Genomic DNA, 15,209 nt, shown 5'->3' with positions numbered 1-15,209 from the left:
CTGACCCACGCAGCCGGGCCGGTCGGTCCCCGGCCGCGCTGCGCGCCCCCGGATCACGCCGAATCCTGGGAGCCTTCGCTTCGTACAACGCCGGGACCTGGCCGGATCCTTCCCGGCACGGCCGTCCGCTGATGCAGCCGTTCCGACGCGGACCCCCAAGTGTGGCCCGGCGCGGTCGCGGCCGCCACGGACGTCCCCTTGAAGTGTGACACAACACGGGCCCCGATCCGCGCGGGCGAGCACGTGAGATGCCGCTCGCGACCCGGGCGAAGCGGGTGCGAACGGTGCGTGAGCGACGCGTGAACACCGAACGGGTCGCATCGAGGGTGGACGGGCCCAGTAAGGTGTGCACCAGACAAGGAGTTCTCACATGCACGTGCTTGGAATCGACTTCGGAACCTCGAACACCGTCGCCGTGCTGCGTTCGGCCGACGGACGCGTACGACCGCTGCTGTTCGACGGTGCTCCGATCCTGCCCTCGGCGGTCTACTACAACTCCGACGGCCGCATGCTCGTCGGCCGCGACGCCGAGCGCAACGCCCGCATGGACCCCGCGCGGTTCGAGCCGAACCCGAAGCGCCGCATCGACGACGGCTCGCTGTTCCTGGGCACCTCCGAGATCCCGGTGCCGCAGGTGTTCGCGTACGTGCTCCAGCAGGTGGCCCTGGAGGCCCAGCGCCAGGCCGGCCAGATGCCCGGCCAGGTCCGCCTCACCCACCCGGCGCGCTGGGGCGAGCGCCGCCGCTCCATCCTCGTCGACTCCGCGCGCCTCGCCGGCCTCCCGGCCCCGCAGCTCATCCCCGAGCCGGTCGCCGCGGCCTCCTACTTCACGTCGGTGCTCGGCACCGCCGTCCCGCCCGGGCGCTCCCTCGCCATCTACGACCTCGGCGGCGGCACCTTCGACGCCACGGTCGTGCGCCGCACCCAGACCGGCTTCGAGGTCCTCGCCGAGGAGGGCATCGGCGACATCGGCGGCCTCGACTTCGACCACGGCATCGTCGAGCACCTCGGCAAGACCTACGGCGCCTCGCACCCCGCCGACTGGCAGCGGCTCCTCACCCCCGCCGACGACCGCGACCGCCGCTACCGCCGCATGCTCTACGAGGACGTGCGCGGCGCCAAGGAGACGCTCTCGCGCACCGCGAGCGCCGACATCCACCTGCCCGCGCTCGAGGTCGACGCCCACCTGACGCGCGCCGAGTTCGAGGACATCGCCCGCCCGCCGCTGGAGCGGACCGTCGACTGCCTCCAGCGGGCCATCAGCTCCGCGCGCATGAACCCCGCCGACCTCGTCGGGATCTTCCTCGTCGGCGGCTCCTCGCGCATCCCGATGATCTCCCAGCTCATCCACTCCAAGCTGGGCGTCCCGCCGCAGACGTTCGAGCAGCCCGAGACCGTCGTGGTCGAGGGCGCGGTCCGCGCCGCCTCCGGCCCGGCCCCGACCGAGCAGCAGCCGATGACCCGCCCGACCTCCGGCGGGCCCGTCTCCCCGGCCGGGCACATGTCGGCCCCGCGCCCGCCCGTGCAGGCCCCCCAGCCGGTCCAGGCCCCGCAGATGCTGCCGCCGCAGACGAACTACCAGCCCGCGCCGCAGCCCCAGCCCGCCTACCAGCAGCCGCCTGCGGGCCGGCCCCTGTCGCAGGAGCCCGCCGTCCTCGTGACCGGCGCGGCCGTCATCATCCTGCTCGTGGTCTTCTTCGTGCTCCTGTCGGTGATCGTCTAGAGGCCCTTGCGCAGGCGCTCCAGGCCCTCCTCCAGGACGGCCCGGGGCTTGCAGAACGTGAAGCGGACCTCCGGCCTCGGCGCCGCGGGGTCCGCGTAGAACACCTGGTTCGGGATCGCCACGACCCCGCACCGCTCCGGCAGCTCCAGGCAGAACGCCATGCCGTCCCCATACCCGAGCGGGGCCGCGCTGGCGGTGATGAAGTACGTGCCCTCGGGCTCGTACACGGTGAACCCGAGCCCGGCCAGGCCCTGCGCGAGCAGGTCGCGCCGCTCGGCGTACGAGGCGAGGTACGCCTCGTAGTAGTCGCGGCCGGAGCCGAGCGCTGCGGCGATCCCGTACTGGAACGGCGTCCCCGACGCGAACGACAGGTACTGCTTGACGCCCTTGACGCGGTCGACGAGCGCCGCCGGGCCCGTCGCCCACCCGATCTTCCAGCCGGTCACCGAGAACGTCTTCCCGGCCGACCCGATCGTCACCGTCCGGTCCCACATGCCTGGCAGGGCCGCGATCGGCTCGTGCGACCGGCCGCCGAACACCAGGTGCTCGTACACCTCGTCGGTGACCACGAGCAGGTCCCGCTCGACGGCGATCCGCGCGATCCCCTCCAGCTCGGCCCGGTCCAGGACCGTCCCGGTCGGGTTGTGCGGGGAGTTCACCAGCAGCAGCCGGGTGCGGTCGTTCACCAGCGCCGCGAGCCGGTCCAGGTCGGGCCGGAACTCCGGGGCCTCCAGGGGCCACGGCACGATCGCGCCGCCGGCGAGCTCCACGGACGCCTTGTACGAGTCGTAGAACGGCTCCATCGCCACGACCTCGTCGCCCGGGCGCACGAACGCGAGCATCGCGGCCGCGATCGCCTCCGAGGCGCCCGCGGTCACCACGACGCCGTCCTCGACGCCCGGCTCCAGCCCGTACCAGTCGCGCTGGTGGGCCGCGATCGCCTGCCGCAGCTCCAGGACGCCCGGCATCGGCGGGTACTGGTTGCGGCCCTCCCGCATCGCCGCGACGGCCGCCTCGACGACGTGCGCGGGCCCCGACTCGTCGGGGAAGCCCTGCCCGAGGTTCACCGCCCCGTGCCGCTGCGCGAGCGCGGACATGACGGTGAAGATCGTGGTCTGCGGTTTGGCCGGGCCCGGTAGCTCCATGGTCGCCTCCTTAGCGGACCCGGCCATCATCGCTCACGCCGGCGCGGCCGGGCCCGCCCCCCGCCGCTCGGCGAGCCCGGCGGCGATCCGCGCCGCGATCCGCTCCCGCGCGGCCGCCGTGCGCGCCTGGAGCACCGGCAGCATGAGCGCGTACCGCTCGCCCCGGCCCAGCGCCGCCAGCGCCTCCTCCACGCCCGCCGCCGCGGCCGCAGCGGCCAGCTCCGGCGGGACGGCGGCGCTGCGCTGCCCCTCGTAGGCCGCGTCCCAGCGCCCGTCGGCCCGCGCCTCGGCGATCCGGGCCGCGCCCGCCGGCCGCATCCGGCCCGCCGCGACGAGCCCGTCGGCCTTGACCCGGTTCACCAGCGACCACGGGCTCGCGGCCCGGCGCGGCGAGAACCGCTGGAGGAACGAGTCGCCGTCGAGCGCCTTGCGCTGGCCGTCGATCCAGCCGAAGCACAGCGCGCCGTCGATGGCGTCCTCGATGCGGATGAGCGCGAGCGCGGTGCGGCGCTTGCCGATCCGCAGCCACGCCTCGGTCCGGTCCCCGTGGTGCCGCTCCAGCCACGCCTCCCAGGCGGCGAGGTCGGCGAACTCGTGCGCGCTCACCGCTGCGCCCCGAGCACGTCGAGGTAGTGCTGGTTGAACATGACGCCGAGGACGTTCCCGAACGGGTCCGCGAAGGACGCGGTCACGAAGCCCTCCCCGCGCACGGTCTTCGGCTCGTGCTCGACGGCGCCCATCGCGGTCAGGCGCGCGATGGCGGCGTCGAGGTCGTCGACGTGCCAGTACGCGATCGCGCCGCCGGGCGCGGCCGCCATGTCGTGCGGCGCCCAGCTGCCCTTGACGAGCCCGAGCTCGTGCCCGTAGTCGCCCACCCGGAACTCGGCGTACCCGCCGGGCACCTCGAAGTAGGCCTCGATGCCGAGCAGCTCGGCGTACCACGCCTTCGCGGCGTCCAGGTCCTCGGCGAAATAGGTGACGGTGGCGAATCCCCGCAGCATGTCGTGCTCCTTCGTTTGTCGTTGCACCCCACGCTACGGAGCATTGCGGAAGGAGAGCTTCCGCAATGCGTGGGAGAATCCGAGGATGCTCGAGACCTCCGCGCGCCTGCTGCGCCTCCTCGCCCTCCTCCAGGCCCGCCGCGACTGGACCGGCGCCGCGCTGGCCGAGCGCCTGGAGGTGAGCACCCGGACCGTGCGCGCCGACGTCGACCGGCTCCGCCAGCTCGGCTACCGGGTCGCGTCCGCGACCGGCCCGGCCGGCGGGTACCGGCTCGAAGCGGGGAGCGCCGTGCCGCCGCTCCTGCTGGACGACGAGGAGGCCGTCGCGGTCGCGGTCGGCCTGCGCGCGGCCGCGACCGGGGCGGTGGCCGGGATCGAGGAGACCTCGCTGCGGGCGCTGGCGAAGCTCGAGCAGACGATGCCCGCGCGGCTGCGGCGGCGCATCGGGGTGCTCCGCTCGGCCACCGCGGCGGCCGCCGCGGCCGGCCCGGCCGTGGACGCGGCGTTGCTCACCGCGATCGCCGAGGCCGTGCACCGGTGCGAGCAGCTGCGGTTCGACTACCTCGACCGGGCGGGGGAGCGGAGCCGCCGCCGGGCCGAGCCGCACCGGCTCGTCTACACCGGGCGGCGCTGGTACCTGCTCGCGTGGGACGCCGACCGCGGCGACTGGCGCACCTTCCGCGCCGACCGCATCGAGCCGCGCACCCCGAACGGCCCGCGGTTCACCCCGAAGGAGCCGCCCGCCGAGGCCGTGGCGCACGTCCTCGACGGCATCGGCCGGTCCGCCTGGCGCCACCGCGCTCGTATCAGACTCCATGTGCCCCTTGCGGAGGCGGCCGACCGGCTCCCGGTCGGCAGCGGCCTGCTGGAGGCCGCGGGCGAGCGCGAATGCCGGTGGGAGACCGGGACCGACTCGCTGCGGGACCTGGCGCTGTTCGCCGCGGGCCTCGACCTGCCGTTCACCGTGGAGGAGCCGGACGCGCTGCGAGGGGAGCTGCGGGCCCTCGCCGAGCGCCTAAGCGCCGCCTAGGACAGCTTCGCCAGGAGCGCGGCGAGCGCCTCCCGCTCCGCCGCGCTCAGCGGCTCCAGGAGCCGCGCCTGGTTCGCCAGGTGCACGCCCATGAGCTCGTCGGTGAGTGCGAGGCCCGCGGGCGTCAGCGCGATCCGGCGGCCGCGGGCGTCCTCGTCGGTGACCGACCGGGCGACCAGGCCCTTGGCCTCCAGGCGGTCGACGCGCTTGGTGATCGCGCCGGTGGTGACCAGGACGGTGCGGCTGAGGTCGCCCGCCGAGAGCGTGTACGGCTCGCCGGAGCGCCGCAGCGCCGCGAGGACGTCGAAGTCGCCGTTGCCGAGCCCGGCCGCGGCGAACGGCGGGCGCAGCCGCCGGTCGAAGTCCTCGGCGAGGCGGAACAGCCTGCCCACCACGAGCATCGGCGAGGCGTCCAGGTCGGGGCGCTCGCGCCGCCACTGGCCGACCATGCCGGCGACGGCGTCGTTCGGTTCTTCCTTCCGCATGCCTTGCATTCTACCTTCCAAGGAAGATAATATGTCTTCCATGGAAGATAACTTCTCGGCCGGCGACCGCCGCCGCTTCATCGCCGCCGGCTTCGTCGACGCCCTCGGCCAGGGCGTCTACGTGCCCCTCACCATGCTCTTCGTCCACGCCCTCACCGGGAAGTCCCTCACCGCGATCGGCACCGGCCTCACCCTCGCCGGCCTCGGCGCGCTCGCCTCCATGCCCGCCGTCGGCGCCCTCATCGACCGCTTCGGCGGCAAGCGCGTCTACGTCGCCGCCCTCGCCCTGCGCGGCGTCGGCTTCGCGCTCTACCCGCTCGCCCACACCTACACCGCGTTCCTCGGCGTCGCCCTCCTCGTCGCCGTCGCCATGTGGGCCGCGGCCCCCGGCCAGCAGTCCCTCATCGGCGAGATGGCCCGCGGCGCCGAACGCGACCGGCTCCTCGCCTGGGACCGGAGCCTGCGCAACGGCGCCATGGGATTCGGCGCCCTCGCCGCCGCCGGGATGCTCGCCCTCGGCGGCACCGGCGCCGGCTTCCTCGCGGCCGCCGCCGCCCTCGCCGCCGCCTGCGCCGCCGCGGCCGCGATCGTCGCCCCCGTCCGCACCGGGCCCCGCCCGGCCCCCGCGCCCGCCGCCGCCCGCGGCGGCTACCGCGCCGTCCTCGCCGACCGGCCCTACCTCGCGCTCACCGCCGCGAACTTCCTCATCGCCTTCGGCTACACCGCCCAGGCCATCGCCCTCCCGGTGTTCCTCACCCGCGACGTCGGCCTCCCCGACGCCCTCGCCGGCGCCGTCTTCGCCGCCAACACCGCGCTCGTGGCCCTCCTCGGCGTCCCCGCCGCCCGCGCCACCGCCCGCGCCCGCCGCACCCGCGGCGCCGCCCTCGGCACCGCCGTCTTCGCGCTCTCCTTCGCCGCCTTCGCGGTCCTGCCCGCCGCCGGCGGCGGCGCCGCCGCGGTCCTCGCCGTCGCCGTCCTCTACACCGCCGGCGAGCTCATCCACTCCGCGCCCGCCCAGAGCCTCGCCGTCCAGGCCGCCCCCGACCACGTGCGCGGCCGCTACCTCTCGGTCTACCAGCTGTCCTGGTCCCTGTGCCGCACCGTCGCCCCCATGGCCCTCGGCCTCCTCCTCGACGCCGGAACCTGGCAGCTGTGGGCCGCGCTCGCCGCCGCCGTCCTCGCCGGGGGGCTCATCCTCCTGTGCACCGAGCGGCACCTCCCCGCCGCCGCATTCAGCCGTTCGGCGGATACGTTGCGCACCCAACCCGTCACGCAACCCGCGTAGCCTGAGGAGACCGGCAGCCCGACGGCGCACCTCTCCGGAAGAAGGCCCACCCATGTCGAAGCTCCTCGTCACCCTGCGCACCCCCGACGACCGCGACGCCGTCCGCGACACCGGCGCCGAAGTCCTCGCCGAGTACCCCGACTCCCTCCTCGTCGCCACCACCGCCCGCCAGGCCCGCGACCTCGCCGACCGCGGCGTCGAGACCGCGCCCCTCCCCGAGCAGCCCGTCCAGACCGCCGGCGCCAGCTTCGCGTTCGCCGCCGCCGTCGACGCCCAGGAGCACCTCGCCCTCGAACCCGAACCCGGCCGCACCGCCTACTGGCTCGTCAAGCTCATCGGCCCGCCCACCGCCGCCTGGCTCGCCGAGCTCACCGAGGCGGGCGCCGAGATCCACGGCAGCCTCTCCGGGTTCACCCTCCTCGTCGGCGCCCTTCCCGAACGCGTGCAGGCCATCCGGGACCTCCCGCGGGTCGAGGAGGTCACCCCATACCGGCCCGCCATGAAGGTCTCCACCAAACTCCAGCAGCTCCCGCGCGAACTCGGCGCCGAGCAGCTCGCCGCCGTCGACCCCGACGCCTTCGCCGACGACGCCCTCCAGATGGTCGAGGTCGCCGTCTTCCCCGGCGAGGACACCGCCGCGCTCACCGACCGCATCCGCCGCTCCGGCGGCACCGTCCTCACCGTCCTGCCCTCCTCCGTCGTCGCCAGCGTCCCCCGCACCCTCATCGCCGACCTCGCCGACCTCCAAGGCGTGCAGGCGATCGTGCCCTACGCCTTCTCCCAGACCAGCAACGACCGCGCCACCGCCGTCATGGGCGTCCCCGACGACCGCGTCTTCGCCGGCCTCGAACTCACCGGCGCCGGCCAGATCGTCGCCGTCTGCGACTCGGGTCTCGACAACGGCGACCCCGAGACCGTCCACCCCGACGTGCGCGGCCGCGTCGCCGGCATCACCTCCTGGCCCACCCGGAACGTCCTGTCGCCCTTCACCAACGACCCGCCCGCCCACGACGACGGCCCCGCCGACATCGAATCCGGCCACGGCACCCACGTCACCGGCTCCGTCCTCGGCAACGGCGAGGCCGCCCGCCTCGCCGGCGCCGGACCCGTCCCCGCCGGCGTCGCCCCCGGCGCCCAGGTCTTCTTCCAGGCCATCGCCCAGCGCATCCGCTGGAAGTCCCGCGCCGAACTCGCCGCCGCCGGACTCCAGCCCTTCACCTTCCCCTGGCCCCCGCCCGAATCCGGCCTCTACGGCATCCCCGGCGACATCGCCGCCCTCTTCGCCGAGGCCTACGACGCCGGCGCCCGCGTCCACACCAACTCCTGGGGCGCGCCCCTCGCCGGCGAGTACAGCCAGAACGCCCGCTCCGTCGACGCCTTCACCTGGAACCACCCCGACATGCTCGTCCTCTTCGCCGCCGGCAACGACGGCGAGGACGCCGACGGCGACGGCCGGATCGACCGCGACTCCATGGGCTCGCCCGGCACCGCCAAGAACTGCCTCACCGTGGGCGCCACCGAGAACGACCGCCCCCCGGGCTCCGACCCGGCCCCCGGCCTCGACCGCGACTGGAGCGAGTGGTCCGGCTACCCCAAGCTCGCCGCCGCCGGCCACGTCTCCGACAACATCGACGGCATGGCCGCCTTCTCCTCCCGCGGCCCCACCGACGACCTCCGCATCAAGCCCGACGTCGTCGCCCCCGGCACCAACGTCCTCTCCATGCTCACCTCCGTCTACGACGGCGACGGCGACCCCCTCTGGGGCCGCCTCCCCGCCGACCACCCCCTGCGCGACCGCTACTGCTGGAGCGGCGGCACCAGCATGGCCACCCCGCTCGTCGCCGGAGCCGCCGCCCTCGTCCGCCAGCGCCTCGCCGCCGCCGGCCACCTCGAGGACGGCCGCCGCCCCTCCGGCGCCCTCCTCAAGGCCCTCCTCGTCAACGGCGCCGTCCACATCCCCGGCCAGTACCCCGGCGAGATCCCCGCCGGACCCAACCACGTCTCCGGCTTCGGCCGCGTCGACGTCGCCGCCGCCATCGGCCCCGAGCAGCGCATTGGCTTCGCCGACGACCCCGCCCACGCCGTCGCCACCGGCGAGATCCGCGCCTTCCGCCTCACCGCCGCCGACCCCGCCCGGCCCCTCAAGGCCACCCTCGCGTGGACCGACGCGCCCGCCCTCGAAGGCATCGGCGGCCTCGTCAACGAGCTCTACCTCCAGCTCGAGACGCCCTCCGGCGAGGTCCTCAACTGGGACGCCAACCCCGTCACCCGCGTCACCAACAACGTCCAGCAGATCACCGTCGCCGCACCCGAGGCGGGCGTCTACACGCTCCGCGTCCGCGGCGTCTCGGTCACCCAGCACTCGCCCGGCGCGGCCCCCACCGGCGGCCTCCGCCAGGACTTCGCGCTGGCCGCCGCGAACGCCGCCCCCGACCACGGTGCGGCCGAAGCGCTCTGGACGCTCGCGCCGGCTACGGCCGGCTGACGTCCCGGCGGGCCATCGGGGGCCGGAACAGGATCTCGACGTACACGATCCGCTCGTTCAGCACGTCCAGCACGAGCATCCCCTCCTCGGGGTCGAGCAGCACGTTCTGGTGCCCGGCCCCGTACGGCTCGCCGGGCGGGTGCGGGGCGGTCCGGATGCTCTGGCAGTAGTCGTCCCGGCACTCGCACTCCGCTACGATCCGCAGGTCCCGCACCGTGATCGACAGGTACCGCTCGCCCTCGTCCTCCAGCAGCCGCTCCAGCTCCGCGACGAGGTCCGGGTACACCTCGCGCAGCAGCGGGCCCTCGTCCTCCATGAGCCCGATTCTAGAACCGGCCGCCGCCCCCGCGGCCGCCGCCGAATCCCGCTCGCCGCCACCGCCCGCGGCCGGTACCGTGTCAGCCGACGAAAGGACTCCAATTGACCGGAACCGACGTGCAGTGCGAAGTGCTCCTCATCGGCGGTCGCTCCGGCGTCGGCAAGACGACCGCCGCCTGGGAGGTCTCCGCCCGCCTCCAAGACCGCGGCGTCGCCCACGCCTTCATCGAGGGCGACTTCCTCGACCAGGTCCACCCCGCCCCGCCCGGCGACCCGAACCGCACGCTCATCACCGCCCGCAACCTCGCCGCCGTCTGGGGCAACTACCGCGAACTCGGCCACACCCGCCTCGTCTACTGCAACACCGTCGCCGTCCTCGAAGCCGACATGATCACCGCGGCCATGGGCGGCGGCGTCACCCCGATCGGCGCGCTCCTCACCGCCCGCGACGACACCGCCGGGCAGCGCCTGCGCGGCCGCGAGATCGGGAGCGCCCTCGACGCCCACCTCGAACGCAGCGCCCGCATGGCCGGCCACCTCGACGAGCACGCCCCCGACTGGGTCCACCGCGTCCCCACCGACGGCCGCACCGCCGCCGAGGTCGCCGACGCCGTCGTCCGCCTCACCGGCTGGGCCGACCGGTGATCGACGAGTTCTTCGCGCCGCTCGGCGCCCGCGCCAGCGCCCACATCCGCGACCTCGCCGACGGCCGCGGCCTCGGCGTGCGCGAGGACGAACCCGTCATCCTCGTCTCCGTCGTGAAGCTCTTCATCGCCTGGGAGTTCCGCCGCCAGGTCGAGGAGGGCCTCATCGACCCGGCCGCGACGGTCCGCACCACCGCCGAGGACCGCCTCGGCGGCACCGGCACCGCCGGGTTCCGCTACGACTCCCAGATCAGCGTCTGGGACCTCGCCGCGCTCATGATGGAGGTCTCCGACAACTCCGCCGCCGACCTCGTCACCGCCCGCATCGGCGCCGGTTCCCTGCGGAGCCTCCCGGCCCGCCTGGGGCTCAAGGGGACCCGCCTGCTCGGCCCGCCCCGCTCCATCCTCGAAGCGGTCGCGCGCGACCTCGACGCGCCCGACCTCCAGGCCCTCGCCCACGTCCTCGACGCCGGCGCCGTCTCCACCGCCGAGCTGCGCGCCACCAGCGCCTGGGACCCCGACCGCACCAACGTCTCCACCTGCGCCGACCTCACCGCGTTCCTGCGGCACGTCTGGAACGGCCCCGCGCCGATCGCCGCCGACATGCGCACCTGGATGGGCCGCCAGCTCACCGGCGGCCGCCTCTCCCGCCTGGCCCCCAGCGAGGTCCGCGTCCACGGCCGCTCCGGGTCCCTCCCCGGGTGGCTCAACGAGGTCTCGGTCTGGGAGTGGCCCGACGGCCGCCGCCACGCCATCAGCGTCTCCGCCCAACCGACCCGCCGCAACTTCCGCGAGGTCGAACTCGCCATGAGCCGCGCCGCCCTCGCCCTCACCGACGCGATCAGCCGCTAGTCCGGCTCAGTAGATCGAGCTCCACGGCCGCGGCGGCTCCGCCGGGTCGGCCTCCGCGGCCCGCTTCACCAGGGTCCGCAGCCGCTGGTGCTGCCGCAGCAGCGCCGGGGCCTCCCGCATGAGCACGCTCCCGGCCGCCGTCAGCGCCACCTGCCCGCCGCTGCGGTCGAACAGCTCCGCGCCCAGCTCCTTCTCCAGGCGCCGGATGCGCTGGCTCAGCGGCGGCTGCTCCATCCCCAGGCGCTCGGCGGCCCGCCCGAAGTGACGTTCTTCACCGACCGCCAGGAAGCACTCCAGGTGCCGCATGATGTCCACCGAGCCACGATATCAATCCGCATATGAGGCGATACGCGCGTTGATATTGGACAGACCGCGACCGCGCGGCTTGACTGTCCGCCATGACCGAGAACCGCAACCCGGCGCTGCGGCGCCGCAACCTCCTCAAGGGCACCGGCGTCGCGGCCGTCGCCGCGACCGCCACCGCGGGCGGCGTCGCCGCGGCCCAGGCCGACACCGCGGGCGTGCGCCTGCGCTGGCTGGGCACGAACGCGTGGGAGTTCACCACCGAGTCCGCGACCGTGCTCATCGACCCGTGGGTGAGCCGCTTCCCGACCGGCGCGTACACCAGCGGCGGCGCCGACCCGGAGACGCCCATCGAGGTCCACGAGGACGTCATCGACGAGCACCTGCCGAAGGCCGACATCATCCTCGTCACGCACGGGCACTGGGACCACATCGCCGACGTCCCCTACCTCGCCCGGCGGTCCGGCGCGACCGTGCTCGGCACCGAGACGCACCTGAACCTGCTGCGCGCCATGGACGCCCCCGACGCGCAGCTCTCGCAGGTCGGCGGCGGCGAGCTGTACCAGTTCGACGGCTACACCGTCGAGGTCTTCCGCTCCTCCCACTCCGCCTCCGGCGAGCACAAGCGGATCCTGTTCGGCGGCACCCGGCCCGCGAAGGTCCCCCCGCGCCCCCGCAGGATCAAGGACCTCGTCGAAGGCGGCAGCCTCACCTACCTGATCGACTTCGGCGGCGTCTCCTTCTTCAACATGGGCTCGGCGAACTTCCACCACCACGAGATCGAGGGCGTCCGCCCCACGGTGCTGTTCCTCCAGCCCGGCGGCGGCCACACGCCCGACTACGTGGAGCGCGCCCTCGAGGCGACCGGCCACCCGCCGTTCGTGGTCGCCTCCCACTGGGACGACTTCGACCAGCCGCTGACCGAGCCCGCCGTCAAGGGCGGCGACTGGGAGGCCCTGCGTGACCGCGTGGCCGCCGCCAGCCCCGACACCGAGTTCCTGCTCCTCGACCACCTGGAGAGCCATGACTTCTGAGGTCACCGTCCGCTGGCTGGGCACGAACGCCTGGGAGATCGCCTCCGGCGGCACCACCGTCCTGGTCGACCCGTACCTGTCGCGCACGTACACCGGCGCGACCGTCCCGGGCCAGTTCAACCCGGACACGCCGATCACCGTGGACGAGGCGGCCGTCGACGCCTCCGTGAGCGTCGCCGACTCGATCCTGGTGACGCACGCGCACTTCGACCACATCGCGGACGTCCCGTACATCGCCGGGAAGACCGGCGCCACCGTCCTGGGCACCGAGACGCACCTGAACCTGCTGCGCGCCATGGGAACCCCGGACGCGCAGCTCTCGCAGGTCGGCGGCGGGGAGCTGTACCAGTTCGACGGCTACACCGTCGAGGTCTTCCGCTCCTCCCACGGCGTCTCCGGGAAGCACAAGACGCTGCTGTTCCCGGGCACCCGTCCCGGCGCGGTTCCCGAACGGCCGCAGGTGATCCGCGACCTCGTCGAGGGCGGCAGCCTCGCCTACCTCGTCACCTTCGGGGAGGTCTCGCTGTTCTTCAACGGCCTGCCGTCCTTCCACGAGCGCGAGGTCGCGGGCGTGCGGCCGACGGTCCTGTTCATGCAGGGCCCCAACCCGAACTACCCGGACTACGTGGAGCGGATGCTCGCGGCCACGGGCTTCCCGCCCTACATCGTGCCGACGCACTGGGACGACTACGAGGCGCCGCTCGAGGAGCCGGCCGTCGACCACTTCGGCGCGGCGAAGCTGGGGGAGCTGGTGGCCGCGGCCAGCCCGGAGTCGGAGTGGGTGCTCCTGGACCACCTCGAGTCCCACACGTTCGGGGGCTGACCGGGCCGGGCGCCTCCGCTCAGCGGCGGAGGCGCCGGCCGCGGGCCTGCGGCGGGCGGCGCGGCCGCGGCGCGGGCTTCGGCAGGGTCCCCTTGATCGTCCAGCGGTCGCCGTCGAGGGTGTGCTCGACGCTGCCGCCGGCCTCGCCGAAGCGCCGCGCGAGCATCGACAGGCCGTTGCCGCCCTCGGCGGGCTCCCTCGCGCCGTCGTTGACGACGGTGACGGTGACCTCGGCGTCGATCTCCACGACCGACACGTCTGCGGAGGTCGGCTCGGCGTGGCGGATCAGGTTCGTGGTCGCCTCGCGCACGAGCAGGCCCAGGAGCCGCTCGGTGTCCTCGTCGAGCTGCGGGGCCGCGTCCGGCACGCTGGCCTGGACGCCCGCGGACTTGAGGAGCCTGGCGGCCGAGTCGATCTCGTCGGCGAGCGCGGTCTTGCGGTAGCCGCCGACGACGGCCCGCATGTCGCGCAGCGCCTCGCGCGCGAGCTCCTCGACCGCGCGGACCTCGCTCGCGGCCAGCTCGGGGTCGGTGTCCGCGAAGCGGCGCGCCACCTGGGCCTTGAGCATGATCGCCTGGAGGTGTCCGCCCTGCACGTCGTGGAGCTCGGCCGCGAACCGCAGCCGCTCCTCGGCGACGGCGAGCTCGGCGGCGAGCCCGCGGGCCCGCTCCAGCTCCTGCGCGACCCGGTAGTGCCACAGCTGGCACACGATGCCGACCGCGACCGAGGGGACGAGCACCACGGAGGTGACCACCATCGGCGCGTCCGTGAGCCCCGCCGCCTCGGCGAGGAACGCGAGCCCGACCGCGGCCGCGGTGGCCCCCGCGAGCGCGGCGCTGCGGCGGCCGGGCCGCGTCCACAGCAGCACGCCCTCGGCCGCGATGAGGCCGGCGGGGCCCGCCCACGCGGCCGTCAGGTACCCCGTGCCCGCCTCGAGCGCGACGCCGACGGCGAGCAGCGCCACCGAGGCGCTCCAGAAGATCCGGCGCCGCCAGGGGCCCTGGCCGTGCCACTGGAGCGCGAGCGAGGCCGTGCAGAACACGACCGAGCCGGTGAACGCGCCCGCCGCGAGCGGCAGGACTGCGGTGCCGTTCAGGTTGCCGGCGAGGAACAGCGCGGCCATGAACAGCGCCAGCGGTCCGGAGCCGATCACGGTGAAGAAGGTGTAGAGGCGCAGGCGGCGCAGGTCGCGCCCGGGGGGAGCTTCGGGGGTCGTCACTCCGCGATTCAACCACTCCGGCGCGGCGGCCTCCCGGGCGTGTCCGCAGTTCGGCGGCGTCTCCGGCTGTTCGTGCCACCCGGCATCGGCTGAACATACGGATGTGCAATCGAGACCTCCGGACGCCTTGACCTGCAAACGATTCCGGTCCTAACCTGGCGTTCGACCCGCCCCGGCGCCGACGCCGGCCGCGCCTGGGCCGGCGCGGGCCCGCGGCGTCCGGTGCCCGCTCCCGGATCCGGGGAGCGGGCACCGGCATCGCAGCCGGCCGCCGCGGCGAGACGCGCGGGCGCCCCGCCCTCCGCCCCGCTACAGTCCGGTCATGACCGTCATCGACGCACAGGGCCGCCCCGAGCCGCCCGTCTCCGGAGACGAGGCCGCGATGCTCCTCGGCTTCCTCGACTACCACCGCGCCACCCTCGCCTGGAAGGTCCGCGGCCTCGACGCCGGCGCCCTCCGGAAGACCGTCGGCGCCTCCACGATGACCTTGGGCGGCATGCTCAAGCACCTCGCGCTGGTCGAGGTGAGCTGGTTCTCCGACGACCTCTTCGGCCGCCCGGCCGGCGCGCCCTGGGACGACGTCGACTGGAAGGCCGACCCCGACTGGGAATGGCACTCGGCCGCCGAGGACGCCCCGGAGGCGCTCCTCGCCCTGTGGGAGCGGGAGGTCGGGCGCGCCCGCGCCCTGATCGCCGAGGCCCTCGAGGACGGCGGCCTCGACCGCCCCGCCGCCCGCTCCTGGAAGGACGGGCGCACCCCGACGCTGCGCTGGATCCTCCTGCACATGATCGAGGAGTACGCGCGCCACAACGGCCACGCCGACCTCATCCGCGAGTCGATCGACGGCCAGACCGGCGAATAG

Annotated in this window: 16 protein-coding genes; 9 read left to right on the top strand and 7 right to left on the bottom strand. The window is 74.6% G+C overall.

Translation table 11 applies throughout. From position 1 onward, the window contains the following. The first annotated feature begins 370 nt into the window (after positions 1 to 370). Positions 371 to 1,723 (top strand): Hsp70 family protein, encoded by a 1,353-nt coding sequence (locus tag EIW28_RS25475; RefSeq protein WP_125248977.1) that lies wholly within the window; start codon positions 371 to 373, stop codon positions 1,721 to 1,723. Here the strand turns inward: EIW28_RS25475 and EIW28_RS17585 are convergent. From EIW28_RS17585 to EIW28_RS17575, 3 genes are read right to left on the bottom strand one after another with little or no spacing between them, the layout of a single operon-like run. Then, complete coding sequence (locus EIW28_RS17585) at positions 1,720 to 2,868, bottom strand: aminotransferase class I/II-fold pyridoxal phosphate-dependent enzyme (RefSeq protein WP_197717341.1); 1,149 nt, start codon at positions 2,866 to 2,868, stop codon at positions 1,720 to 1,722. The two genes, EIW28_RS25475 and EIW28_RS17585, sit on opposite strands and share 4 nt — an antisense overlap. 33 nt (positions 2,869 to 2,901) lie before the next feature. Further along, a complete protein-coding gene (locus tag EIW28_RS24330) occupies positions 2,902 to 3,474 on the bottom strand; it encodes a YdeI/OmpD-associated family protein (protein WP_158630451.1) in 573 nt (190 codons plus the stop codon). Next, positions 3,471 to 3,869, bottom strand: a complete 399-nt coding sequence (locus EIW28_RS17575; RefSeq protein WP_125248975.1) for a VOC family protein — start codon at positions 3,867 to 3,869, stop codon at positions 3,471 to 3,473. The genes EIW28_RS24330 and EIW28_RS17575 overlap by 4 nt, the downstream gene beginning before the upstream one ends. An 85-nt stretch (positions 3,870 to 3,954) precedes the next feature. On the opposite strand from EIW28_RS17575, the gene EIW28_RS17570 reads away from it, so the two are divergent. After that, positions 3,955 to 4,899, top strand: coding sequence for a helix-turn-helix transcriptional regulator (locus EIW28_RS17570; protein WP_125248974.1), 945 nt, complete (start codon positions 3,955 to 3,957; stop codon positions 4,897 to 4,899). On the opposite strand, the gene EIW28_RS17565 is transcribed toward EIW28_RS17570, so the two are convergent. Next, on the bottom strand, positions 4,896 to 5,384 hold the full coding sequence (locus EIW28_RS17565) for a MarR family winged helix-turn-helix transcriptional regulator (RefSeq protein WP_125248973.1): 489 nt from the start codon (positions 5,382 to 5,384) through the stop codon (positions 4,896 to 4,898). The two genes, EIW28_RS17570 and EIW28_RS17565, sit on opposite strands and share 4 nt — an antisense overlap. 40 nt (positions 5,385 to 5,424) lie before the next feature. Here EIW28_RS17565 and EIW28_RS17560 point away from each other — a divergent pair, with 40 nt between their 5' ends. After that, on the top strand, positions 5,425 to 6,669 hold the full coding sequence (locus EIW28_RS17560) for an MFS transporter (RefSeq protein WP_158630450.1): 1,245 nt from the start codon (positions 5,425 to 5,427) through the stop codon (positions 6,667 to 6,669). Positions 6,670 to 6,721: 52 nt separating this feature from the next. Continuing rightward, positions 6,722 to 9,154 (top strand): S8 family serine peptidase, encoded by a 2,433-nt coding sequence (locus tag EIW28_RS25470; RefSeq protein WP_125248971.1) that lies wholly within the window; start codon positions 6,722 to 6,724, stop codon positions 9,152 to 9,154. Here the strand turns inward: EIW28_RS25470 and EIW28_RS17550 are convergent. Further along, positions 9,141 to 9,470, bottom strand: coding sequence for a hypothetical protein (locus EIW28_RS17550; protein WP_197717340.1), 330 nt, complete (start codon positions 9,468 to 9,470; stop codon positions 9,141 to 9,143). The two genes, EIW28_RS25470 and EIW28_RS17550, sit on opposite strands and share 14 nt — an antisense overlap. 104 nt (positions 9,471 to 9,574) lie before the next feature. Here EIW28_RS17550 and EIW28_RS17545 point away from each other — a divergent pair, with 104 nt between their 5' ends. Next, a complete protein-coding gene (locus tag EIW28_RS17545; RefSeq protein WP_197717339.1) occupies positions 9,575 to 10,117 on the top strand; it encodes a hypothetical protein in 543 nt (180 codons plus the stop codon). Next, positions 10,114 to 10,968 carry a serine hydrolase gene (locus EIW28_RS17540; protein WP_158630449.1) on the top strand — a complete coding sequence of 285 codons (855 nt, stop codon included), beginning with the start codon at positions 10,114 to 10,116 and terminating at the stop codon, positions 10,966 to 10,968. The genes EIW28_RS17545 and EIW28_RS17540 overlap by 4 nt, the downstream gene beginning before the upstream one ends. A 6-nt stretch (positions 10,969 to 10,974) precedes the next feature. On the opposite strand, the gene EIW28_RS25465 is transcribed toward EIW28_RS17540, so the two are convergent. Continuing rightward, complete coding sequence (locus EIW28_RS25465) at positions 10,975 to 11,274, bottom strand: LysR family transcriptional regulator (RefSeq protein WP_125249073.1); 300 nt, start codon at positions 11,272 to 11,274, stop codon at positions 10,975 to 10,977. A gap of 92 nt (positions 11,275 to 11,366) precedes the next feature. On the opposite strand from EIW28_RS25465, the gene EIW28_RS17530 reads away from it, so the two are divergent. Both EIW28_RS17530 and EIW28_RS17525 read left to right on the top strand, forming a co-directional pair. Continuing rightward, the gene (locus EIW28_RS17530; RefSeq protein WP_125248970.1) at positions 11,367 to 12,305 is read left to right on the top strand and encodes an MBL fold metallo-hydrolase; all 939 of its coding nucleotides are present in this window, start codon (positions 11,367 to 11,369) and stop codon (positions 12,303 to 12,305) included. Beyond that, positions 12,295 to 13,128, top strand: a complete 834-nt coding sequence (locus EIW28_RS17525) for an MBL fold metallo-hydrolase (protein WP_125248969.1) — start codon at positions 12,295 to 12,297, stop codon at positions 13,126 to 13,128. Before EIW28_RS17530 ends, EIW28_RS17525 begins: the two co-directional genes overlap by 11 nt. A gap of 19 nt (positions 13,129 to 13,147) precedes the next feature. Here the strand turns inward: EIW28_RS17525 and EIW28_RS17520 are convergent, their stop codons facing one another. Then, positions 13,148 to 14,347: a sensor histidine kinase gene (locus EIW28_RS17520; protein ID WP_125248968.1), complete on the bottom strand. Its 1,200-nt coding sequence runs from the start codon at positions 14,345 to 14,347 to the stop codon at positions 13,148 to 13,150. A gap of 322 nt (positions 14,348 to 14,669) precedes the next feature. On the opposite strand from EIW28_RS17520, the gene EIW28_RS17515 reads away from it, so the two are divergent. Then, complete coding sequence (locus EIW28_RS17515; protein ID WP_125248967.1) at positions 14,670 to 15,209, top strand: DinB family protein; 540 nt, start codon at positions 14,670 to 14,672, stop codon at positions 15,207 to 15,209.

This window comes from Glycomyces terrestris, assembly GCF_003933745.1.
Classification (GTDB): Bacteria; Actinomycetota; Actinomycetes; order Mycobacteriales; family Micromonosporaceae; genus Glycomyces; species Glycomyces terrestris.
The sequence above is the reverse complement of the archived record's forward strand: the minus strand, read 5'-3'. Positions and strand labels throughout refer to the sequence as shown.